Origin of the sequence: Pseudomonas sp. CCC3.1, from assembly GCF_034347405.1 — a bacterium.
In the GTDB taxonomy this organism is placed as follows: Bacteria; Pseudomonadota; Gammaproteobacteria; order Pseudomonadales; family Pseudomonadaceae; genus Aquipseudomonas.
Map to the genome: position 1 here is coordinate 488,654 of NZ_CP133778.1, position 22,699 is coordinate 511,352.

At 58.4% G+C, this 22,699-nt stretch carries 15 protein-coding genes; 5 read left to right on the forward strand and 10 right to left on the reverse strand.

Features of this window, described 5'->3' with window-relative positions; genetic code table 11:
• The first annotated feature begins 1 nt into the window (after window position 1).
• Genes cyoB through cyoE form a run of 4 tightly spaced genes read left to right on the forward strand, consistent with a single transcriptional unit; the run spans window position 2 to window position 3,881 of the window.
• On the forward strand, window positions 2-2,026 hold the full coding sequence (gene cyoB, locus RHM56_RS02280; protein WP_322238141.1) for a cytochrome o ubiquinol oxidase subunit I: 2,025 nt from the start codon (window positions 2-4) through the stop codon (window positions 2,024-2,026).
• A 3-nt stretch (window positions 2,027-2,029) separates the two neighbouring features.
• The gene (locus tag RHM56_RS02285; RefSeq protein WP_322238143.1) at window positions 2,030-2,656 is read left to right on the forward strand and encodes a cytochrome o ubiquinol oxidase subunit III; all 627 of its coding nucleotides are present in this window, start codon (window positions 2,030-2,032) and stop codon (window positions 2,654-2,656) included.
• Window positions 2,657-2,983, forward strand: a complete 327-nt coding sequence (cyoD, locus tag RHM56_RS02290) for a cytochrome o ubiquinol oxidase subunit IV (RefSeq protein WP_019408632.1) — start codon at window positions 2,657-2,659, stop codon at window positions 2,981-2,983.
• 10 nt (window positions 2,984-2,993) lie between these two features.
• Window positions 2,994-3,881, forward strand: coding sequence for a heme o synthase (gene cyoE / locus RHM56_RS02295; RefSeq protein WP_322238145.1), 888 nt, complete (start codon window positions 2,994-2,996; stop codon window positions 3,879-3,881).
• 64 nt (window positions 3,882-3,945) lie between these two features.
• On the opposite strand, the gene RHM56_RS02300 is transcribed toward cyoE, so the two are convergent.
• From RHM56_RS02300 to RHM56_RS02335, 8 genes are all read right to left on the reverse strand, one after another.
• Window positions 3,946-9,726 carry a glycosyltransferase gene (locus RHM56_RS02300; protein WP_322238147.1) on the reverse strand — a complete coding sequence of 1,927 codons (5,781 nt, stop codon included), beginning with the start codon at window positions 9,724-9,726 and terminating at the stop codon, window positions 3,946-3,948.
• Between the two features lie 175 nt (window positions 9,727-9,901).
• Complete coding sequence (locus RHM56_RS02305; protein WP_322238149.1) at window positions 9,902-11,251, reverse strand: MFS transporter; 1,350 nt, start codon at window positions 11,249-11,251, stop codon at window positions 9,902-9,904.
• Between the two features lie 53 nt (window positions 11,252-11,304).
• Window positions 11,305-12,765, reverse strand: coding sequence for an amidase (locus RHM56_RS02310; protein WP_322238151.1), 1,461 nt, complete (start codon window positions 12,763-12,765; stop codon window positions 11,305-11,307).
• A 79-nt stretch (window positions 12,766-12,844) separates the two neighbouring features.
• A complete protein-coding gene (locus tag RHM56_RS02315; RefSeq protein WP_322238153.1) occupies window positions 12,845-14,143 on the reverse strand; it encodes a carbohydrate porin in 1,299 nt (432 codons plus the stop codon).
• A gap of 278 nt (window positions 14,144-14,421) precedes the next feature.
• The gene (locus RHM56_RS02320) at window positions 14,422-15,933 is read right to left on the reverse strand and encodes a PLP-dependent aminotransferase family protein (protein WP_322238155.1); all 1,512 of its coding nucleotides are present in this window, start codon (window positions 15,931-15,933) and stop codon (window positions 14,422-14,424) included.
• 21 nt (window positions 15,934-15,954) lie between these two features.
• A complete protein-coding gene (locus RHM56_RS02325; protein ID WP_322238157.1) occupies window positions 15,955-17,355 on the reverse strand; it encodes an efflux transporter outer membrane subunit in 1,401 nt (466 codons plus the stop codon).
• A 2-nt stretch (window positions 17,356-17,357) separates the two neighbouring features.
• Window positions 17,358-18,944 (reverse strand): DHA2 family efflux MFS transporter permease subunit, encoded by a 1,587-nt coding sequence (locus RHM56_RS02330; protein ID WP_322238160.1) that lies wholly within the window; start codon window positions 18,942-18,944, stop codon window positions 17,358-17,360.
• On the reverse strand, window positions 18,937-20,052 hold the full coding sequence (locus RHM56_RS02335) for an HlyD family secretion protein (RefSeq protein ID WP_322238162.1): 1,116 nt from the start codon (window positions 20,050-20,052) through the stop codon (window positions 18,937-18,939). Before RHM56_RS02335 ends, RHM56_RS02330 begins: the two co-directional genes overlap by 8 nt.
• Window positions 20,053-20,160: 108 nt before the next feature.
• Between RHM56_RS02335 and RHM56_RS02340 the strand changes: the two genes are divergently transcribed.
• Window positions 20,161-20,859 carry a CerR family C-terminal domain-containing protein gene (locus RHM56_RS02340; protein WP_322238164.1) on the forward strand — a complete coding sequence of 233 codons (699 nt, stop codon included), beginning with the start codon at window positions 20,161-20,163 and terminating at the stop codon, window positions 20,857-20,859.
• A 90-nt stretch (window positions 20,860-20,949) separates the two neighbouring features.
• Here RHM56_RS02340 and RHM56_RS02345 read toward each other — a convergent pair whose 3' ends face one another.
• Together RHM56_RS02345 and RHM56_RS02350 are read right to left on the reverse strand one after the other, a co-directional pair.
• Entirely contained in the window at window positions 20,950-21,819 is an 870-nt protein-coding gene (locus RHM56_RS02345; RefSeq protein ID WP_322238166.1) for an ABC transporter permease subunit, read from the reverse strand.
• Entirely contained in the window at window positions 21,819-22,655 is an 837-nt protein-coding gene (locus RHM56_RS02350) for a taurine ABC transporter ATP-binding protein (protein WP_322238169.1), read from the reverse strand. Before RHM56_RS02350 ends, RHM56_RS02345 begins: the two co-directional genes overlap by 1 nt.
• Window positions 22,656-22,699 lie beyond the last annotated feature (44 nt).

Here is a 22,699-nt window from a genome sequence, read left to right on the forward strand (position 1 = left end):
GATGTTAGGTAAATTAAGTCTGGACGCCATACCGTTCCACGAGCCGATAGTGATGGTTACCGTCGCTATGATTCTGCTCGGCGGGTTGGCGCTCGTCGCTGGTATTACGTATTTCAAAAAGTGGACCTACCTGTGGACCGAATGGCTAACGTCAGTCGACCACAAGAAGATTGGCGTGATGTACATCATCGTCGCCATGATCATGTTGCTGCGCGGCTTTGCCGACGCCGTCATGATGCGTACCCAGTTGGCCATGGCCACCGAGGGTTCGCCGGGCTACTTGCCTCCTGAACACTATGACCAGATCTTCACCGCTCACGGTGTGATCATGATCATCTTCATGGCGATGCCATTCTTCACCGGCCTGATGAACCTTGCAGTGCCGCTGCAGATCGGCGCACGTGACGTTGCCTATCCATTCCTGAACTCCCTGAGCTTCTGGCTGCTGGTGTCCGGTGTGGTACTGGTTAACCTGTCGCTGGGCGTCGGCGAGTTCGCCAAGACCGGTTGGGTTGCGTATCCGCCGCTGTCGGGCTTGCAGTACAGTCCGGGCGTGGGTGTCGACTACTACATCTGGGCGCTACAGCTATCGGGGTTAGGTACGACGTTAACCGGGGTTAACTTCCTGGCGACCGTGCTGAAAATGCGTGCTCCAGGCATGAAACTGATGGACATGCCGATCTTCACCTGGACCTGCACCTGGGCAAACGTTCTGATCGTGGCTTCGTTCCCGATCCTGACCGCTACCCTGGCGCTGCTGACACTTGACCGTTACATGGATTTCCACATTTTCACCAATGAACTTGGTGGCAATCCAATGATGTACGTGAACTTGTTCTGGGCGTGGGGTCACCCTGAGGTTTATATCCTCATCCTGCCAGCGTTCGGGATCTTCTCTGAAGTCATCTCGACCTTCACCGGCAAGCGTCTGTTCGGTCACCACTCGATGGTCTACGCCTCTGGCGCGATCTCGGTGCTGGGCTTCATGGTTTGGTTGCACCACTTCTTCACCATGGGTTCGGGTGCAAGCGTCAACGCCTTCTTCGGTCTGGCGACGATGCTGATTTCCATCCCGACGGGTGTGAAGCTATTTAACTGGCTATTCACCATCTACCGTGGCCGTCTGCGTTTCACCAGCCAGGTTCTCTGGACCCTGGGCTTCATGGTGACCTTCGCCATCGGTGGTATGACCGGCGTACTGCTGGCCATCCCGGGTGCTGACTTCGTCCTGCACAACAGCCTGTTTGTAATTGCTCACTTCCACAACGTGATCATCGGCGGCGCCGTATTCGGCTACATCGCTGGTTTCAGCTTCTACTTCCCTAAAGCGTTCGGCTTCAAGCTGCACGAAGGTTGGGGCAAGGCAGCATTCTGGTTCTGGATCGTCGGCTTCTTCGTTGCTTTCATGCCGCTCTATGCACTGGGCTTCATGGGCATGACGCGTCGTCTGAACGCCACTACCAACCCTGAGTGGGTGCCTTACCTGTACGTTGCTGCGGTCGGTGCTGCACTGATTGCCGTTGGTATTGCTTGCCAGTTGATCCAGCTGTACGTGTCGGTACGTGACCGTAACAAACCAGAGAACGCCTGCGAGTTTGGCGACCCATGGAATGGCCACACCCTGGAATGGTCGACTTCGTCGCCACCTCCGTTCTACAACTTCGCTGTTGTGCCAACCGTAAACGGCATTGACCCGTTCACCGAGGCCAAAGAGGACGGTACTGCGTACAAGGTTCCGGCCAAGTACTCGCCGATCCACATGCCTAACAACACCGCTACCGGTTTGGTAATGGGCATGCTGCTGACCGTATTCGGTTTCGCAATGATCTGGCACATCTGGTGGTTGGCGATCATCAGCCTGGTTGGCACCGTAGGGTATTTCGTCCTGCACGCTGCCCGTGATGACCAAGGCTACATGGTGCCGGTGGAAACCATCGAACGCATCGAAGCCGAGCAGCACAAGCGTCTGTTGGCCGCCAAAGCAATACCGGCTGACCGTGTTGAAACCAAGTTGGGACAGGCATAAACCATGTCGAATATAGCGACCAATGCTGGACACGCTCATGGCCACGACCATGAGCACGATGAGCACCACCACGACGCGGGCGAGACAACCGTATTTGGTTTCTGGCTCTACCTGATGACCGACTGCATCATCTTTGCATCGCTCTTCGCGGTATACGCAGTACTGGTAGGTAACGTAGCCGGTGGCCCGTCGGGCCACGACATCTTCGAACTGCCGTACGTGCTGGGTGAAACCGCACTGCTGTTGTTCAGTTCGATCACGTATGGCTTTGCCATGCTGGCGTTCTACAAAGGTAACAAGCGCCAGGTTCTGACCTGGCTGGGCATTACCTTCCTGCTGGGTGCCGGCTTCATCGGCATGGAAATCAACGAGTTCCACCTGTTGATCTCCGAGGGCTACGGCCCGCACCGCAGCGGCTTCCTGTCAGCGTTCTTCACTCTGGTCGGCACCCACGGTCTGCACGTGACCTGTGGTCTGATCTGGATGGCGATCATGATGTATCAGGTGCAGAAAAAAGGCCTGACCTCGACCAACAAAACGCGTCTGAGCTGCCTGAGCTTGTTCTGGCACTTCCTGGACGTGGTGTGGATCTGCGTATTCACCGTTGTTTATCTGATGGGGACTCTGTAAATGGCTAACGCACATTCTGACGGCGCGAACCACGGCAGCGTGAAGTCCTACGCAACTGGCTTCATTTTGTCGGTGATCCTGACCGCAATTCCGTTTTGGCTGGTGATGAACCCAATCCTGGCTAAATCGACCACCCTGGCGATCGTGCTGTTGACCGCAGTGATCCAGGTTGTTGTTCACCTGGTGTACTTCCTGCACATGGACCGTTCGCCAGAACAACGCAACAGTGTTGCAGCGCTGGTGTTCTCGGCGCTGGTGATTGTCCTGCTGGTGGGCTTGTCCCTGTGGATTATGTTCAGCATCCACGCTGAAATGATGGCGAAGTGAGGTAAACCCGATGTCCTTTAAGCACTTTATCCAAATCACCAAACCGGGGATCATTTTCGGTAACGTGCTTTCTGTGGCAGGCGGGTTCTTCCTGGCCTCGAAGGGGCATTTTGATCTTGCCCTCTTCCTGGCCGCGGTGATCGGCACCTCCTTGGTGGTTGCGTCTGGTTGCGTGTTTAACAACTGCATCGACCGTGACATCGACATCAAGATGGACCGCACCAAAAATCGCGTACTGGTTCAAGGCCTCATCTCCCTCAAAGTGGCGTTGATTTACGCCACCTTGCTGGGGGTTGCAGGGCTTGTGCTGCTGTATCGCGTGGCCAACCCGCTGGCGGCATTTTTCGCCGCGATTGGCTTCGTGATCTACGTGGGTTTGTACAGCCTGTACTTCAAGCGCAAGTCGGTTCACGGCACGCTTATCGGCAGCCTGTCTGGTGCAATGCCGCCCGTCATTGGTTACGTTGCAGTGAGCAATCACTTCGACATGGCCGCACTGACTTTGCTGGTGATGTTCAGCCTGTGGCAGATGCCGCATTCCTACGCCATCGCGATCTTCCGCTTCAACGATTACCTGGCTGCATCGATTCCGGTGTTGCCAGTGAAGCGCGGGATCAAGGTAGCCAAGAAGCACATCCTGCTCTACATCCTCGCGTTCCTGATCGCGACCCTGATGCTCACCCTCGGCGGTTACGCCGGCATGAGCTATATGGCCGTGGCAGCTGCGATGGGCATGTACTGGCTGTACATGGCGTGGACTGGCTACAAAGCGGTCGACGACAAGGTGTGGGCACGCAAGCTGTTCGTGTTCTCCATCTTCACCATCACCGCCCTGAGCGTCATGATGTCCCTGGACTTCAAAGTGCCGAGTGAGTTGTTACTGACCTACGCGCACTGATAAAGCCAGACTGAAAAAAACCGCCCTTTGATAAAAAGGGCGGTTTTTTTCGTTTTACAGGGCATTAAGCCCAAGAATGTTCGTTTCCAACTTGGATAATGTATTTAGTTGCAAACGGGAAGTAGTGGTTGGTGCAGTCAATCGCGTGTTTGTGATGCACGAGGTCATAGATACCTTGTGTCTGGAATGTGCTGTACTTGGGCATCAACTGAAACACCGTTCTATACACGTCGGGTACTTTTTCGATCAACACATCATTCATCAGGGTGGGGCCGGTGAGTTGAAAGTATTTCTTATGATAGGTTTTGAAATCGGCCTGGTTTTTGATCAATGCTTCACCCGTCAGGGTCTTATCCAGCACGGGCTTGGGCTGTAAGTAAAAAGCCTTGTTGTCTAGAAAACGCTTATGCATTTCGGCAGAGATGGCGGTTAACAGGTTATTGTTCGGATGTGATGCGAAGTGGCTGGTGTTATAGCCTTCAAAATCCACCATTTTTTCCGTGACGATGCCACCTAACAAAAGGTCATGCGGCGCTGCTTTAATACCGTCTGCAACGAGTGGGATGATCAATACATCATCCAGGTCCAGATATAGGCCGCCGTAATGGTTGATCAATGGAAAGCGCATCACGTCGCTGGCCGCAGACCAGGTTTTATGTTCGGCCTCTACAATGCTTGTGTATTGCTCGGCGTTCGAACTGTTTTTGAACACTTCGTAAAAAGCTTCCTCTTTGATGTTCGAGAGTTGCAATTTGGGTGCGTGTATCGCACAGGTCAATTTTATGCTTTCGAACAGAGCGGGACTGACATCAAGGTGCAAGGTCGAGGTGAACTCAGAAGACAGCCTCAAGTTTTGAGCAATGATATTAATCAAATGGTTACCCGGTGCCTGGGTGCCGATCCAGAGGTAGTGAATTTGATTCGCAATGGCCACTGGGTTTTCAGGCAGTTGAGGTAATTGAGGCAGGGTAAAGGGCACAAGCTTTTTGGGCGGCGGCAGTGACGACTTAACGGCGTTTAAGGTTTCAATACTGCCTTTCTGCCATCTTCCCTCAGTATTGCGCCAAACCGGATCGCCGAAGGTCATATCAACTTCTGCGCGTGTCCCGCGTATTGGCCGCAGGATACGTTCACGCCAATGACCAAGGTGGGCGTCAAACGTCACTGGAACCATGTAGTTGTCCAGCTCAATTGTATATTCGGGCTTGTGCCCAAGTGGATTGAGATTAGTCACTTCATCCATGGGGACATTCAAGCTGCGTTGAAAGAATGTGACGGTCGAGGATGTTTCCATGCCTCCTGCCAGTCCGCCACGGGCAAGTTCCCATAGGTTTTCAGCCGCGTTGAAGTGAACCTCCGGGCCTATGACAGTGCCCTTATATAGCTTCAATGAGTCACTGTCAGACGTGCGAGTTACTGCAAATATATTCCCCTGCATTTTTATGTAGTTTAATCCCGCCACTTGGTAAGTGTTATCGACCTGCAGTGCACTGGACAAGTCAACATCGTCGATATGAAATTGATGCTGTTGGGCAATGTTCAGCTTTCGTAAACCCCAGGAAAAATCTGGGTTGAATGGAACCAGAGGTGGACTGACGAGGGGGCTGTTAAGTATTTTTTGCTGAATCAAAGGGGCCGTCAAAAATGAGGGATAAGCGGCCTCGGGGTTCAGTGTGGTTTTAAGTTCTACCAATGCAATCACGTTATTCAGCGACTTACCGGCTTGCAGTTTGCGCTGAATGAATGCCACCCCTTTGAGCCCGCCTCGGAACAAAAGCCCCGCCAGTGCCAAGGGGTTGGCGGCAGAAATCAATCCTTTGCCCAGCGTCGTGGCAAAGGCTCTGCTCGCATAAAGCGCTTTCATGGACGTCAGTGCAAACCTGGATACGCCGAACGAGGTACTGCGCACCACAATCTTGCCCAGTGAGATTGAAGCTCTAAACCCGCTATAAGCTGCTTTACCGAAGGGCACAACAAACGACAGTACTTCCAGGGCGCCAAATATCACGGTCCATGCGCTCACGTTCTTGCTCTCGATGTCTCGATACAGGGAGTAGAACGGAATAATGACTCTGAAAATGGCTTCGGTTCGGCCGACCAACTCATCTTTGTACAACTCGTAAGGCGTGGTGTCCTTAAATGCGGGGCGAAGGCTCGCTAGGCTCTGGCTGAAGATTGAGTCGATCAGCTTCTCGCACAGTTGGTGCACACGCACCTCCTCGCTGATCCCGGCCGGGTTATTCCAGGTAAAGCTCAACTTCAGTGCTGGCGTGACTTTCAGAGCACCGGGCGTGCCTGTCAGGTAGGCTTCTTGGTCAAGTTCAGGTACGCCAGTGACGTACTGCTTTGCATCGGTCGGTGCCCAGTCATCAGAGTCAAACAGGACCCGTGCGTTGCCCGCGGCCCTTATCTTCCTGATGGTCCCGGAAGGGCAAAACACTTCATAAAAGTCGGTGGTTTGCGGGGCTGTTGAAAAGGCCAGCACGCCATAGAAACCTGGTACTTCTGTGCCCTCAACCGTGAACGATACCCTCAGGAAATAATCGGCATTGAGCAGGTCGCGACGCAGCTCGGGGGTTAAGTCATTGATCGCTTGTTTGAGCAACACCATCAGAGCTGCGTTGTATTTTTGTTGAAATGCATCGAACTGTTCATTGAACGCTTTCAACAGCGTGCAACCTCCCAATCCCTTGGATTCGAAGCCCAGCACGCTGTCGGTGAAGGCGCGGTCCTGCCCGCAGGTCATGTACCGCTCCAGCAAAGACATGCTCATGTGTCGGCCGCGAGTTTTGAAACCGGGGACGAAGTATTCATGAACTTCAGCTTCAGTAAACGGCCTTTTCTTGTGCACATTGATGAGCGGGAGTTGCTCTGACAATTGCTGAAGTGCCATTTTTTTGCGATCCGGCGGGAGCTGCACCAGAGTCGTCATGGCCGAGGCCTGTTGCTCTTCAAGGTCGTTGACGTATTCGAGGGCGATCATCACGTCTACAGGTTCCACCTCTGCCGTGTCGGTGATGGGGATTTTCCTGCGGCACATCGCAAACTGCAGAACTGGCTCTCGACGCAGCACGGCTATGGCCAGTTGTTCATCGTGGCTCAGCGATTGAGTGAGGGTCGTGTTCAAGAGCTCGATCAGGCGCTTATACCCCAGCGCGACTGCGGCGCCGGTGTGGGCTGATTCGGCCAGAGCTACGGCGTGGCGAAAGTTGATTGCGTCGAGGGTATCGCCATAGCGCAGATCCTGTGGCTCGTCATACACCATCAACTGCGGGCAGTAGCGTCCTGCAATCAACTCGAAAGCCAGAAGCATGGCGGGTTCGGTCGTGCAATGGAGCGTGCTGCGCAGATGCTCCATGACTTGGCGCCGGACCTCTCTGATCGGCTGGCCGCCCATTGCAGGCGTATTCAAGTTAAGCCCGCAGACATAGCCTTCGCTGTGGTTCTCGGGTGGGTAGAGGTAGTCGGTGATACAGGCCAGCGCCAGCGCTCTGGTCATGCTTGGCGTTGCGTCCTTGCGCTCTTGCTCTGTCCATGAGGACGTGCCGACAATGGCCCGTTCCAATTGATGAAAAATAGGTGAATCGACCACTACACTCATAACCGTGGTGAGTGTCGCGCCGCGAGGCAGTCCTGAGTCGGGAACCCTTGGGTCAGGGAAAAACGTGAAGAACTCCAGATACGCCGCTAGCGCATTGATATCGGGCGTGCGCTCGCCTGCTGAAATAAAACTATTGATGTCCAGCGTTGAGGAGGGCACTGGCGTGTTGGCCGATGCCCTAAAGCTTGAGTCCATCGGTCCAGTGCCAGAGTCTTCTGCAGCAGCACTGCCCAGCAACAGAAAACACGACGTCAGGTAGTGATAATCGGCGGGGAAAAACGTGCTTTTTCGAACCGCTTGCTGCGCCGCAATGGTGACCTGGTGATTGATGCTATCAACCTCGGGTATTGCTCGCGTATGGCTGACATATTTATGGATCAGCGTCAGACCAATCTCGGTAGTGATCGGCACACTTTCTGGAATTGGATCAAGTCCCTCATCCAGCACCTTCCTCAGCAGCGTTTGATTGTGCGGCGTAGCCAGCAGGTCGCTGGCGAAGGCTCTGAATTGAGCATCGGTGATCAGTGTTTGCAGTGCGTCTGAGGGCTTCAGTTCGTTGACGATGTTGGGCACTGGCAGCGAGTGGTGAAGGGGCAACGCCATGCCCGGATTTTGCTGGAGAAAAAAAGCCTGAGCTATCGCTTCGGGGGGGATGCGTTTAATGACCCGCTCAGCGCGGGCATTTAAAAAAGCGCCAGTGGTGGGCTCCCATGTACGCCGTGTTGCGAGGTCGAACACGATGCTCAGGTGTGCCGCTTGTGCTTTGCTTTCAATTGCACGGGCCAGATTAAAAACGGTGTTGATGTCCTGGTAGCTTTGTTCGAGCTGAAAAGTGATCAACGTTTCAACGATGTTTTTCCTCAGGGGCTCCACCTTCACGGTTTTGCGCACGTGGTGGCTGAAAAACGCCGTTTCAGCCTTATGTTCAAAGGCCACATGCTCAACCCAGGCAGGGAGTGTCTGGCGGTTGTTCAATCGCTGGTTCAGCGCGGATCTTGCTTGCTGAATGCTGGTGAACGCTTCAAAGCCGTTTTGCGGGGTGAATATATAGGTGGTCAACGCCGGTGCTGCGGGTGTACTCCTGAGCTTGAAGGCCGCGGTAAATGAACAGCGCCGCGGTGTTAATGATTCGGCGTTGCGTATGGCCAGGCGCGCAGTCCGCAGTGCATTTGGCGCTTGAGGAGTGTCTTGAGGAGTGTCTTGAAAAATGAGGGAGCGGATGACCTGGTGATCGTCATGGTCAAGGCTGCCATCGGCGCACAAAAGCTGCAGTTGTGTTTCCAGAAACAACCTCAAGTGGGCCGTGTAGCTCTGTTCTCTGGTCAGGGCCTCTGTGCGGGTATCTGTGGTGCTGCTCCAGTAGCGTTTCAAGAACTCGATGTAGGTGGTGTTGAGATTTTTGATGCGTTCATAGAAGGCCCTGTACTGAGGCGCCGTGATCGACAGGTACTCTTCCTGGGGTGAGTTTTGTTGCGTCAAAAAGCGAATCTCAAGGGGCAGATGCCCCGGCTCTGTTGGGGCTGAGGTCGCTAACGATTGCTGGATCAGGCCTGCCAGGCTTTGTTCAAACAGGTTGCTGCCTGTTCTGTCGACAAACCACAGTGAGTCGAAGTTGGCGAGCAGCAGCGTATCCGGCAGGTCGGTAAAAATGACCTTGAGCTCCGCGTGCATGCAGACCATCAGGCTTGGCTGCCTGGCCAACAGCATCTCAATGCTGTTGTTGGTCATCAGTCTGTTGGTCAGTACTTGTTGCAGGTTATTCAGGTGCTGGTGGTCGAGCAGATTGGCGATGAAATGGGTGGTGCATTCGCTCATCACCCGGTTCAGCGGAAAACTCGATAGCGTTGCAATAATGCTCTCTCTGAACCTGGCGCGTGATGTTCGATGCGGCTGGAGCAGGGGATAACTCAGCGACGTAAACTCGAGGCTCCAGATCAGATTGGCCAGCTTGGAAACAAGGTCCCGTACGTGCCGATGATCTGTTTTATCAAGATCAGTGCCAATGGCCTGCGCAGTTGTACGGCGTGCACTGAGTTGTGTGCAAAACGCCTTCAGGAACAGCGGATGTGCGCACTGTTCCTTCGTAAGATCAATGGCGGAACACTCTCTGAGCATTCCGGCAATGATTTTCATCGCCAGGTTAAAGGCGGCTGAGTCACTGCGGTCGGTCGTGCGATAGCCGAGGTTATTAGCAATGTCATAGATACCAATGCTCGCTAATTTTTGGCTGCTGTGGGTGTTCATGGGATGTCACTTACTGGTGGGGAGTAACACCAAGGTAAATCGAGGGTTCGGGGGCGGGTGGTATATAGATCAACCGGTTTGGCTCTGTACGAAATGTATCTACGCTCGGTTATGCGGCGTTGAAAACAGGCTCGCCTAACCTTCGCTCGAAAACATTTCGTACAGACCCTGAAAACTAAATCGCCACTTCTTCCCTGGCAATCGGCAAGACCGGCAACACGCTCGCCACGCCGGATGCAATCCCGTAAGGGCGCAACACACTGATCAACAACCCGCTGGCCAGCACATAACCTGCCGCACAGATCACCAGCGACCAACGCAGTGCTTCGACACCCAGCGCCGGGGTCAGGTGATCACTTAACACCCCCACGGCCAGTGGCCCGAAACCCGCACCGATGGCCATGATCCCGAAGTTGTACAGCGCAATCATCGTCGCCCGCCGTTCAGGCGCCACCAGCTGCGCGATGGCGGTGTAACTCGGCGCCATCCACCACATGCCAAACACCGACATGCCGAACATGAACACGGTCGCCTGCGGCACTTGCAGCGCGCCCAGTGCCCACGGATGACCGGCCGGGTACAACGCAAAAGCCACCGACATCGGAAACGCGATCAGCGCGCCGACAATCGGCACGCCCAGTTGCCAGCGACTGTCACGCTGGGCCAGGTGCGAGCTTAACCAGCCGCTGGAGAGCGAGCCGATAATGGCTCCCGGCCCTGCGGCCAGCCCCATGATGATCCCCGCGTCTTTGAGGGTCAGCCCATGACTGCGGACCAAAAATGCCGTGCTCCAGATGCTGAACGCGTAACTGGCAAACGCCAGCAGCGCCCCGGCCACGGCAATGCCGACAAAGGTTTTTGACTGCCAGGCCAAACGCATCACTTGCATCACGCTTTCGTGGGGCGCGGCGATGCGCGTCTCGCGGGCTTTTTCCCAGAGGCCGGGCAAGGGTTCTGCGGCCGTAAAACGCAGCAGCAGCGCCGCCGCAATACCCGGTATGGCCATCCAGATAAACGCTTCACGCCAGCCATGGTAGTACGCGATGTACGCCCCCAGGCTCATGCCCAGCAACGCACCAATGGGCGCACCCAGCATAAAGACGCTGATGGCTTTGGCTCGCTGATGCGGTGGGTACAGGTCGGCGATCATCGACATGGACGCCGCCCCGCTGCCCGACTCACCCACGGCCACGCCGATGCGCGCCAGCGCCAGGGTCCAGAAGTTGCTGGCGAAGCCGCAGAGCATGGCCATCACGCTCCAGAACGCGCAGCACCAGCCAATCAGGTTGCGTCGATGACCACGGTCGGCAAAACGCCCCAGCGGGATCGCAAACAGGCAATAGACCAGCGCAAACGCCAGCCCGGTGAGTAAACCGATCTGCGTGTCGGAGACGTGAAACTCAGCCTTGATCGGCTCAATCACCACGCCCATCACCTGGCGGTCGATCAAGCTGACCGCCGAAATCAGGAACAACACAAACAAGGTGTAATGACGGCGAAATCCGGAGATTTGGGTGTTCATCATTTCAATCCTATCCAGCACAGTTCAGAGGAGCAGGGGCTCACGGGGTGAATGCGTTACAGCGGTGCCCGCCGATCAGCCCATGGGCAGGCCTGTTCGAGCTGCCCGGCGAGTTGAAACAGCAGGTCTTCGCGGCACAATGCAGCGCTGAACATCATGCCGATGGGCAGCCCTTCGCGGCTGGTGCCCAGCGGCACCGACATGGAAGGCTGGCCGCTGACATTAGCCAGCACTGTGTAGCCAATGCTGCCGATCACGCCCTGGATATAGTCCTCGTAGTCGTTGTCCAGACTGGCCCGCGACAGCAGCGGGGTGACGCTCGACGTGACTGGGCTCAGCAGCACGTCGAAGTCATCGAAAACCTGCTCCATACGGCTGCCAATCAGCTCAAAGCCGCGTCGGGCACGGTACAGGTTTTCGGCGCTGGCGGAAGTGGCATTGTTGAGCACATAGCGGCTGACCCGGTGCAGTTCGTCTTCCTCAAAGGCGCGGCCAAGGGCGGCTTCGCGATCACGTACTGCGGCCAGTAAAGCGGCAGCGCCCACTGCGCCGTGAGCGCTGTAGACCTGCTGCGGGTCAATCGGCAGGCTCAAAGGCGCTACGTGGTGACCCAGCTGCAACAGCACATCAACAGTGGTGTTCAAAACCGTGCGTATATCCGCCTCCATCTCCAGGCCGGTCATGGCTTGCTCGATGACCCCGATGCGCAGCGCCTTGGGTGCGCGCTGCACGGCGTCACTGAAGCTGCCGATCTGCGGCGCCAGCCAATAGGTGCTGCCTTTTTCGTGGCCGTGGCTGATGTCCAGCAACAGCGCCGAATCGCGCACGCTGCGCGACACGACATGCCCGCAACTGGCGCCGAACCAGCCTTCAAAGGTGTTGGGGCCTTGCGGGTTGCGATAGCGCGTGGGCTTGAGGCCGAACACGCCGCAATACGAGGCCGGGATGCGGATCGAACCCCCGCCGTCAGTGGCATGGGCCACGGGCACAATGCCTGCGGCCACTGCCGCAGCGGCGCCGCCGGATGAGCCGCCCGCGCTGTGGGCCAGGTTCCACGGGTTGCAGGTTTTACCCCACAAGGAGGACTCGGTGGTGGTGGTCAGGCCGAACTCGGGGCTCGCGGTTTTGCCGAAAATCACCATGCCTGCCGCTTGATAGCGCTGCACGATGGTGCTGTCGAAGCGCGAAGGCGGGGTGTCGGCCAGCAGGCGTGAGCCGTTGGTGGTCACGGTGTCTTTCAGGTAGGTGTTCAAATCCTTGAGCAGCATCGGCACGCTGGCCAGAGCGCCCAAACGGTCGGTGCCCGCCTCGCGCTGGGCCTTGAGTACGGCCTGGGCATGCGCGTCATGGCGCATGACCACGGCGTTGATCTGCGGGTTCACGGCATCGCAGCGCGCCTGCGCCGCCTGAAGCAGCGCAGGGCCCGATATTTCGCCGCTTTTGATGGCCGCGACCATGGCCGTGGCATCCAGCGCCAGATAGTCACGGGGGCTGAGTTGATTCAATGTGTTGCTCATGTTCGATGGCCTCGCGAAAGCACTTCGACCTGAATGTTCAAAAGGCAAAGTGACGGTTTTCAGGGATATAACCCGTGTCTTAAAACAGGAAGTTCAGCGATTCCTGCAGCAACAAGGCATCGGAGTGAAGGGGCGTAAATACCGGGTTTTTGGTGTACGTCAGGCCGCTGATCAGGTACACGCCAGGGATCAGGCGCGCGGCGTATGAGGCGGTGACGGCCAGCGTGTAAGGCGCCGCTTCCAGCCCATAGCGGGTGGTGGCTTTGCGCAAGTCTTCGCTGTAATAGCTCTTGGTAAGGCCCACGGCGGCCATGTCGGCCGGGCGGCTGGCGAACGGACCGACGTTGAAGGCGCTGACCTGGAACGCCTTGTTGATGGCGTTAACCGAGTCCGGCGAGTAATCGACTTTGCTGTCCAGGTACCAGCCGCGTGCATCACCGTAGGGCTTGGTGACTTGCACCGTTTCAGCCAAGTACACGCCGTAGTTGTTATCTGACTTTTCACCGCTGAGAAACTCGGTGTAATGGCTGGTGTTGTACATCGCCCCGGCGCGCAGCCACATGGCGTTGGTGGTGGCCGACGGGGCTTGTTTGTAGCCTGCCTCGTTGATCAGCATCGCGCGGGCGTCGGGCACTTTCAGGCGCAGGCCGCTGGGGTTGAGGTCGACGTCTTTCTGAATGCCCTCGGGGCTGACACTGCGGGTGAGGGCGGTGCTGTTGTAGAAGTGCAGCGACGGGTCGCGAACAATCACGTTGAACGTGGGCGTCGGTTCGGTGGCCGACATGCCGACCTGAAACGGCACCACGCTGCTCGGACCCAGGGCCGCCGTGGACGCGCTGCCGCCCAGTGCCATGCCGTAGAACAGGCGCACGCCGGGAATAAAGCCGTACTCCAGTTCCAACTGGTGATTGAAAAAGGACTGGTTGATGGCGAACACCGACACGGTTTTGACCCGTGGATTGGCTGGGGTGTAGGTGGCATCGACCCAGTTGCCAGCCAGCGTCAGCTGGGCGTCGTTGGCAAAACCAATGCGGGTCAGATCGTAAGTCAGGTACAGGTTGAGCAAGGTGTTGTAGCTGGGATTTTGCCCGTTATACACCTGCTTTTTCGCATTGTTGCCCAACACGTCATAGGTGTAGCCGTTGTAAGAGGTGGCGGTAAACCCGATGCCGTGCTCGGCCAGTTCTTTGCGCAGCCCCCACAGGTCGGGCGCGATCCGTGCGCAGATCGGGACGTTCTTGAACGACAACTCGGCCCGGGTCAGCAGCTTTTCGTACTGAGCGCATTCGGGGGCGGCGGGCGCATCAGCGGCCAGCACAGGGTTGGCAAACGCCACGGCGGCAAGGCTGACAACTAACGGATACTTTGCGTCAAACATAGTGAGAGCTTCCCATCCTTTTAGGTGTTGTTTTCAGGACGACGCCAAGGTACTTGGTGGTCAGCATTAGTACTGCATATCCATGACCAGCGGATGGGGCCAACGGGGACTATCGATAGGACCAGGTTGAGGAATCTGTAGTCGCTGCCGATGCACGAGGCTGCGATGCGTGTCGCAGGACCGCCCTATGGGTCTGCTGCGCAGACCATCGCAGCCTCGTGCCTCGGCAGCGACTACGGATTTGGGTGTCCCAGAGGCGCTGTTGTGGGGCAAATCGCTCAGGAGCGCACAATGACAGGTCGTTTGGCGTGCGCATTGATCACCCGCCCCAGCTCGCGTATGCCCGGGGCAATCATTTCCTGGGCAATGGAGCCAAAGCCCAGGCGAATGCCGGGGCGGGTCATGGTGTTTGGCTCGGAGCAAAACGCATTGCCCGGATCAAACAACACGCCTTTGGCCTCGCCTGCGTAATACAGGCTGAGCAGGTCGTGCTGCCCCGCCAGTTTCAGCCACAAGGTGGCGCCGCCGCTGGGCATCGCGAACTCGGCGTCGGGCAGTGCTTCACGCAGGCCCGCGGCCATCGCCATCGCCCGGACCTGAAGTTTTTCCCGTGCTTGTTGCAACAGGCGGTCGTAGTGGCCTTGCTGGATAAACAGTGCGGCGGTGATCTGATTGTTGCCGGGGATCTGGCGGATCATCAGGCGCTGTAACTGGCGCAATTGCTCGATCACCGGCGCCGGAGCGACGATGTAGCCAATCCCCAAACCCGGGGACAGCAATTTGGACAAGCTGCTGAGGTAAATCACCCGTTGCGCCGTGTCGATGGCTTTCAGGGCGGGCAGGGCGCGCCCGTCATATTCGGTTTCGGGGTCATCGTCGTCTTCGAAGATCACCTGGTCATGCAGGTGTGCATGCTCAAGCAAGGCCAGCCGCCGACCTTGGCTCATGGTCACGCCCGTCGGGCATTGATAGGCGGGGGTGCAATACAGGTAGTCGCATTGGGCGAGCTGGGGGCTGATCTTCAGCCCGTGTTCGTCGATGGGCAGCGAGACCATCTGCGCGCCATCGTGAGCAAAGGCGTTGCGTGGGTCGCGAAAGCCCGGCTCTTCAACCCCCACCACGCTGCCGGGGCGGGCAAACAAGCGGGCCAGCAAATAAAAGCTCTGCTGGCGACCCAGCGTCAGCAGCACTTGATCATGGGTGGCCGCGATCCCGCGACGGGGCAGCACGCGGCGAATCAGTTGGTCGATCAGTTGGCTGGCACCGACGTTTTCACCTTCTTGCCACCAGCGGTCCACGGCCTTCCATTCCAGGGCCTGACGGCTGCATTGGCGCCATTGCGTGAGCGGAAATTGTTTGGGGTCGAATTGGCCGTAAATGAAGGGATAGCGCACTTCACGCCAGGTCGGCGGGCGGTCGGCCCAGGCCACGGTCGACTGCGGGCGGTGCATGCGTGTGGACCAGTCGGGGGACTGCACGGCGGGTTCGGGCCATGGCTGGGCCTGTTGCGTGGGCGAGATGGCCCCGCACACAAAGAACCCATCACGGGGGCGTGAGTCGACATAACCTTCGGCCACCAATCGCTCGTAAACCAGCACGGCGGTGTTGCGCGAAACCCCGGTCAGCATCGCCAGGTCGCGGCTTGACGGCAGACGCGTGCCCGCAGGCAAGCGCCCCTCCAGCATGGCCGTGACGAAGGCGGTGCACAGTTGCACTTGCAGCGGTTCATCGTGCTTGCGCACGGTGGGCAGTAGTTGACGCCACATCAAATCATGCTGGCTTGCGCGCATGGCGGTCCTTGAAACGAAAGTCTAAAGCTCGGTCGCGGAGCGCCACCCTAACCCAAGACTCTTTTGCAGCGCTATGTAGTCCTTGATGAGCTGGCCGTCACTGTGAATGCGGTCTTGTTCGGCGCTATAGCGGGTGCGCTCGGCATCCAGCCAGTCGAGCACGCTGCTGGTGCCTGCGCGGTAGCGTTGTTCGGTCAACTGCGAGGCGCGCACCGCGCTGGTTTCGACGCGGGCCAGGGTTTCGCGGCGCTGGCGTTCATTGCCATAACGGGCCAGGGCCACATCGGCATCGCGCAAGGCGTTCAGCACGCTGCTGCGGTAGTTGGCCAAGGCTTCATCACGCCCGGCTTCGGCCTGTTTGACCTGTGCTTGCACCCGGCCAAAATCCAGCCAGTTCCATTGCAGATACGGCACGCCAATCGCGCTGAGGTTGTCTTTGCGCAGCAAGTGGCCCGGCTCGCTGGCGCTGAAACTCAGCGAACCAAACAGGCTGACCTTAGGGAAAGCGGCGGCCTTGCGCTCGCCGATTTGAGCGGTGCTCGACGCCAGGCGGCGCTCGGCCGCGCGGATGTCCGGGCGCTGTTGCAGCAGGCGTGCGGGGTCGCCGACGTTAACCTGCGCGGGCAGCACGGGCAGGTCGCTTGCCTGGCCCAGGCGGGCATTCAGTGCGCCGGGTGGCAGGCCGCTCAGCAGGGACAGTTCGTCGAGGGACTCGATCACCTCCATCTCCAGTGCAATGGAAGCTGCCTGAATGGTATCGACCTGGGTGGCGATGCGTTCCTTGTCCAGTTGCGACGCGGTGCCTTGGGCCAGGCGCTGCTCGGTGAAGTCCAGCAACTGACGCTCCAGCTGTTCGGATTGGCGGGCAATGCGCAGCCGTTGTTGTTGGTCGCGCAGGCCGATGTAGGCCTGACCGATTTCGGCTGCCAATTGCACATGGGCGTCGGCCAGATCGGCACCGACCGCATCGGCTTCGGCGCTGGCGGCTTCGACGGCTCGACGCGCGCCGCCAAAAATATCCAGTTCCCAACTGGCATCGAAGCCGCTCAGGTACAGATGAGTCGCGGCCGTATCCCGATTGCCCGAGCCGGTAAACAACCCGGCGGCCATGGCGGTACTGGTGGGCATCAGGTCGCTGCGCTTCTCGGATAACCCGGCGCGCGCTTGCCGCAAGCGGGCTTGGGCGGCTTGCAGATCGGGGCTGTTGTGCAAGGCATTGTCGATCAGTTGATCGAGGGTCGAGTCGTTGAGCGCTCGCCACCAATCAGCAACCAACGGCGCGTGTGCCTGAGTGCCGGGCACCAGTCGTTCAAAAGGCGTGCCCTGCACCGAACTGTCGGGCGCGGCGTGGTAATCCGGGCCCAAAGTGCAGCCCACCAGCAGCAACGGACACAACAGGCTCAAGGGTTTGAAAGCAATCATGGTCAGTGTCCTGTGCTCAAGGGCGTACCGGCTGGCGGCCTTTTCAGAAAGAGGGCGAGGGGCAGGCACAGCAGCAACGCGATGCCGAGCACGAAAAAGGTTTCGCTGTAGGTCATGACTTGCGCCTGGCGCTGGATCTCGCTGGCCAGTTGCCCCAAGGCCTGAAGCTGGGCGTAGGCGAGGTCGCCATGCTCAGCGAAGAAGCCTTGGGTGGCGGTTGCGAGATGGTTCTGTGCTTCGACCGATTGCACGCTGACGGCGTCACGCAAGGTGTCGTCATGGAAGCTGTTGCGCCGTTCGATAAACGTGCCCAGTAGCGCCAGGCCGACCGAGCCGCCGAGGTTGCGCGCCATGTTGTAAATGCCTGCGGCTTCCCCGGCTTCGCTGGGCGGCACGGAGCTCATGGACGCCTGATTGAGCGGCATCATGGCCAAGATTTGCCCGAACCCCAGCATCAGTTGAGTACGGGTGAAGTTGTCGCCCACGCTGTCGGCGGTCAGACCCATGGCCAACAAACAACTGCCGGCGAGAAACCCCAGACCGAGCATGACCATCAGGCGTGGGTCTACGCGGCCGATCAGGCGCGGCAGAATCGGCATCATCAAAAACGCCGGCAAGCCCGACATCAGCATCACCGCGCCGGACTGCTGGGCGTTGAAACCGGCGATGTTGCTTAGAAACTGCGGCAGTACAAAGGCCACGCAATACAGGCCGCAGCCGACCACAAAAACAATGGCAATCACGCTGGCAAAGCGCGGGTTGAGCAACAGCCTGAGGCGCACAATCGGGGTTTTTGACAGCGTCTGCGCCACCAGCAGCAAGGCAATCCCCGCCACCGCCAGCAGGCTCAGGCCGATGATGTGCGCCGACTCGAACCAGCGCTCGCGGTTGCCTTCTTCGAGCACCACGGTCAGCGCACTCAGGCCAACGGCGAGGCCAATAATCCCCAGCCAATCGGCTTGGATAAATGCCTGCCAGTTGATCCGGCTTCTCTCCAGCCCCGAGAGCATGACCAGCAGCAATGCGCACACCGGGATATTCAAGAAGAAGCACCAGCGCCAACTGAAATTCTCGGTCAAGGTCCCGCCCAGCACCGGGCCCAGCAGCGGCCCTAGCAACACGATCAGACCAAACATCGTCATGCCGATGGGCATTTGATGGCGTGGCAAACGGGTGGCCACCAGCACTTGTGCCGTGGGGATCATGGCCCCCCCGGCAAAGCCTTGGCCGAGGCGGCCGATGACCATTTGCGGCAAGGTTTCCGAAATCCCGCACAGGATTGAAAACAGGCTGAAAAAAATCGCGGTGGCGATCAGGAAGCGCCGCAGCCCGAACACCCGAGTCAGCCACGCGGTGAGGGGAATCATCACAATTTCGGCCATCAGGTAGCCGGTGGAAATCCACGTGCCTTCGGTGCCCGATGCGCCGATCTGGCCTTGAATCTGCGGCAAAGCGGAGTTGGTGATCGAAATGTCCAGGGTGGCCATTAACGCGCCCAGCGCACCGGCAAACACCACGATCCAGTCGCTGGTGCTGGCATTGGCCTGGGGCGGGTTCAGCGCTGCGGGGGCAGCGGCGGCACTAGCCACGTGGCTGCGCTACGGCAAGGGCGGGCAGCAGCGTGCGAGTGTCGACATCGACAGTGGCCGAGAGGCCGGGCAACAACTCGATAGCCGCATCCGGGGCGGCTTGCAGGTGAATGCGGACCGGCACCCGCTGCACGATTTTGGTGAAGTTGCCGGTGGCATTGTTTGACGGCAGCAGCGCGAATTGCGAGCCGGTACCCGGCGACAGGCTTTCAACCGTGCCCTGCAAAACAACCTCGGGCCAGGCATCGATATGCACGTTCACAGCTTGCCCAGGGTGCATGCGCTCGATCTGGGTTTCCTTGAAATTGGCAGTGAGGTACACGTCGTTCAGCGGCACGACACTCATCAGCCGCGTACCGGGTTGCAGGTATTGCCCCACACGTACCGAACGACTGCCGACGCGTCCGGCCAAGGTGCTGTAGACCGTTGTGTCCTGCTCATCGAGCCGAGTTTGCCGGGTGTTGGCCTGAGCGCTGGCCAACTGCGCGCGGGCTTGCTCGATGGTGGCGCGCTGGGTTTGCAATTGGCGCTGGGCAACCGTCAGCGCGGCCGCTTGTGCCGCCCGCTGGGCACTGGCCTGACGCAAGGCGTTACGCAGTTCAGCCATGCGCTCTTGGGTTTCTGCGCCCGTCTGGGCCAGCGGCGCATAGCGCTTGACCTGCGCAGCGGCGTATTGCTCGTTGGCGCTTTCGCCGTCCAGTTGCGCCTGCACTTGAGTAATCGACGCCGCGTGCTGGGCCAGTTCGGCCTCGCCCCGGGCAATGTCGGCCTGCGCTGCACTGATTGCCGCTTCGGCTTTTTCGCGAGCCGCCTGATACGGCCGCACATCGAGCCGCACCAAGGGCTGGCCGACGCTCACTGTCTGGTTGTCACTGACGTAGACCTCAGCCACGGTGCCCGCCACTTTGGACGACACACTCAGGCTGTCGGCCTGCAAATAGGCATCGTTGGTGCTTTCAATAAAACGGCCTACGCTCCACCAGTGCACGCCCCATGCGGCAGCGCCGATCAGTGCGCCCAGCACCAGTACGCTCAAGACCTTCGTTTTTACCGGCTTGCGTGTGTGTCGAACCTGAGTCGATGGATCGAGCGGCTGATGTGCTGTCATGGTGGTCTCAATTGTTAGCGGTTGTAACAATTATTACGATCGGTAAAATTATGTCAACCGATATAAATTGAGGCACACTCGCGCCTTCATCGAAATAAGGAGAAACCCATGACCACCACCACGCATCGGCGGCGTCCTGCCAGTGAAGGCGGCTACACCTGTGGGGATGAAACCAGCGCACGGATTATCGAAGCGGCCCTGACCCTGTTTGGCGAACGCGGCTTTGAAGGCGCGTCGACCCGCGACATTGCCGAGTTGGCTGGCGTTAACGCGCCAGCGCTCAATTACTACTTCAAGAACAAAGAAGGGGTGTACCTGGCCTGCACCGAGTACATGGCTGAACGCACCTGGGACTACCTGGCGCCGACCATCGAGGCGGCTCAGGCGTTGCTCGATACCCGGCCAGACTCCGAGCAGTTGATCGAGTCTTTCTGCGCGGTGCAGGGCAAAATCGGCGAGTTCATGCTGGTGTCGAATCGCACCCACAACTGGCGCAAGTTCTACGCCCGCGAGCAGGCGGGGCTAGGCCCGACGTCGGGGGAGGAGTTGATCAACCAGCGCATTGGCCAGAGCATTATTAGTGTGACCAGCGGCATCATCTCGCAGCTCTTGGGCCCGACAGCCAGTGACGAAGAGTGCATCTTGCGCGCGGTGAGCCTGACCGGCCAGTTGCTGCCGTTTCACCTGAACCGCTCCAAATCCATGAAAGCACTGGGTTGGGACGCCATCACGCCTGAGCGGTACGCCTTGCTGATCGGCATTGTGCGTGAACAGACCGTCGCAGTGCTGCGCAGCCTGACCAAATAACCCAAACCCTTTGTTGGAGCGAGCTTGCCTCGCGATCTTTTGATCTTTTAAAAGATCGCGAGGCAAGCTCGCTCTTACACGGGATTGGATTCAGCCGCGGCCCTTCCAGGGCACCAGTTTGCGTTCCAGCCAGCGCATGCCAAGGTCGAACAGCAGCGCCAGTGCACCAATCACCAAAATGCCCATGATCACCACGTCGGTGGCCATGAACTTGGACGCGGTGAGCACCATGAACCCAAGCCCGGCGGTGGCCGCGACCATTTCAGCGGCCACCAGCGTTGTCCAGCCAAAACCAATCGCAATGCGCATGCCGGTCAGAATTTCCGGCAGGGCGGCGGGCATGATCACGTGCTTGAGGACCTGGCCGCGGCTGGCGCCCATCGAATAGGCAGCGTGGATTTGTTCGATGGCCACCGACTTGACCCCGGCCCGGGCGCTCAAGGCCAGCGGTGCAAACATCGCCAGATAGATCAGCAGCACTTTTGAGCCTTCACCGATGCCCATCCAGATCACCACCAACGGCAAATAGGCCAAGGGTGGCAACGGGCGATAAAACTCCACCAGCGGGTCAAACACGCCTCGAGCGACTCGGTTAACGCCCATCAAAATACCCACCGGAATCGCCGTCACCACCGCCAGTGCAAAGGCGCCGAACACCCGCAGCGCACTCCAGCCGATGTGCGTCCACAGGCTGGCGTCAGCAAAACCATCGCGGCTGACGTCAATGATTTGCGCCCACACGGCTTGGGGCGAGGGCAGGAACAGCGGCTTGATCCAGCCGCTGTTGGTGGCCATAAACCACAGGGCAAACACCACCACGATGGTGCCCAGGCTCAGGGCGGTGCTCGAACCATTGCCCGGCGCGCCATATTGCTCGCCCGGTTTGGCGGGCGCGGCGCGCCGAAATTCGTTGAGGGTGCGCAGTATGGCGTTGCGTTGCTTCTCGTCTAACAGGCTCATTACGCGGCTTCCTCATCGCCGTGGATGATGCTCAGGATCTGCTCACGCAGGGCGATAAAGTCGGGGCTGGATTTAACCGCCCGCGCATCCCGGCACTTGAGAAAACGCTGTCCGAAGTCCACCGAAAACTCATGGGTGATGCGCCCCGGACGCGGCGACATGATGATCAACCGAGTGGCCATGAACAGCGCTTCTTCGACGTCATGGGTGATGAAAAACATCATCTTTTGCGTGCGCTTCCAGATGTCCAGAATCAGCTCCTGCAAGCGTTCGCGGGTCAGCGCATCGAGTGCGCCCAGCGGCTCGTCGAGCAGCAGCATTTTCGGGTCGTTGGTCAGTGCGCGGGCGATGCCGACCCGCTGCTGCATGCCGCCCGAGAGTTGATAGGTGGCGTGATTGCGAAACTCGGCCAAGCCGGTCAACTGCAAAAAATGCAGGGCTCGTTCTTCACGTTCAGCCTTGGGAATGCCGCGCAGCTTGAGGCCGAAGGCCACGTTGTCGATCACGTTGAGCCACGGCAACAGCGCGTGCTTTTGAAACACCACCCCGCGCTCGGCGCCTGGGCCGGTGACTTGATCACGCAGCTCGGCGCCGCTGATCTGCGCCGGGACCTGGCCGTGGTAATCGCCCAAGGTAATCACCCCGCTGCTGGGCTGAATAAACCCGGCCATCAGATTGAGCAACGTGGTTTTTCCGCAGCCCGAAGCCCCGAGCGCGACCACAAAATCACCGGCGGCAATGTCCAGATTGACCCCGGACAAGGCCCGCACCGGCTGCCCTTTTTGCTGCCCTGGATAGAGCACCGACACATCATGAATTTTGAGGCTGAGGCTCATGGGGTGTTCCTCTTTCAAGCGAATTGATTCTCTGTAGTCGCTGC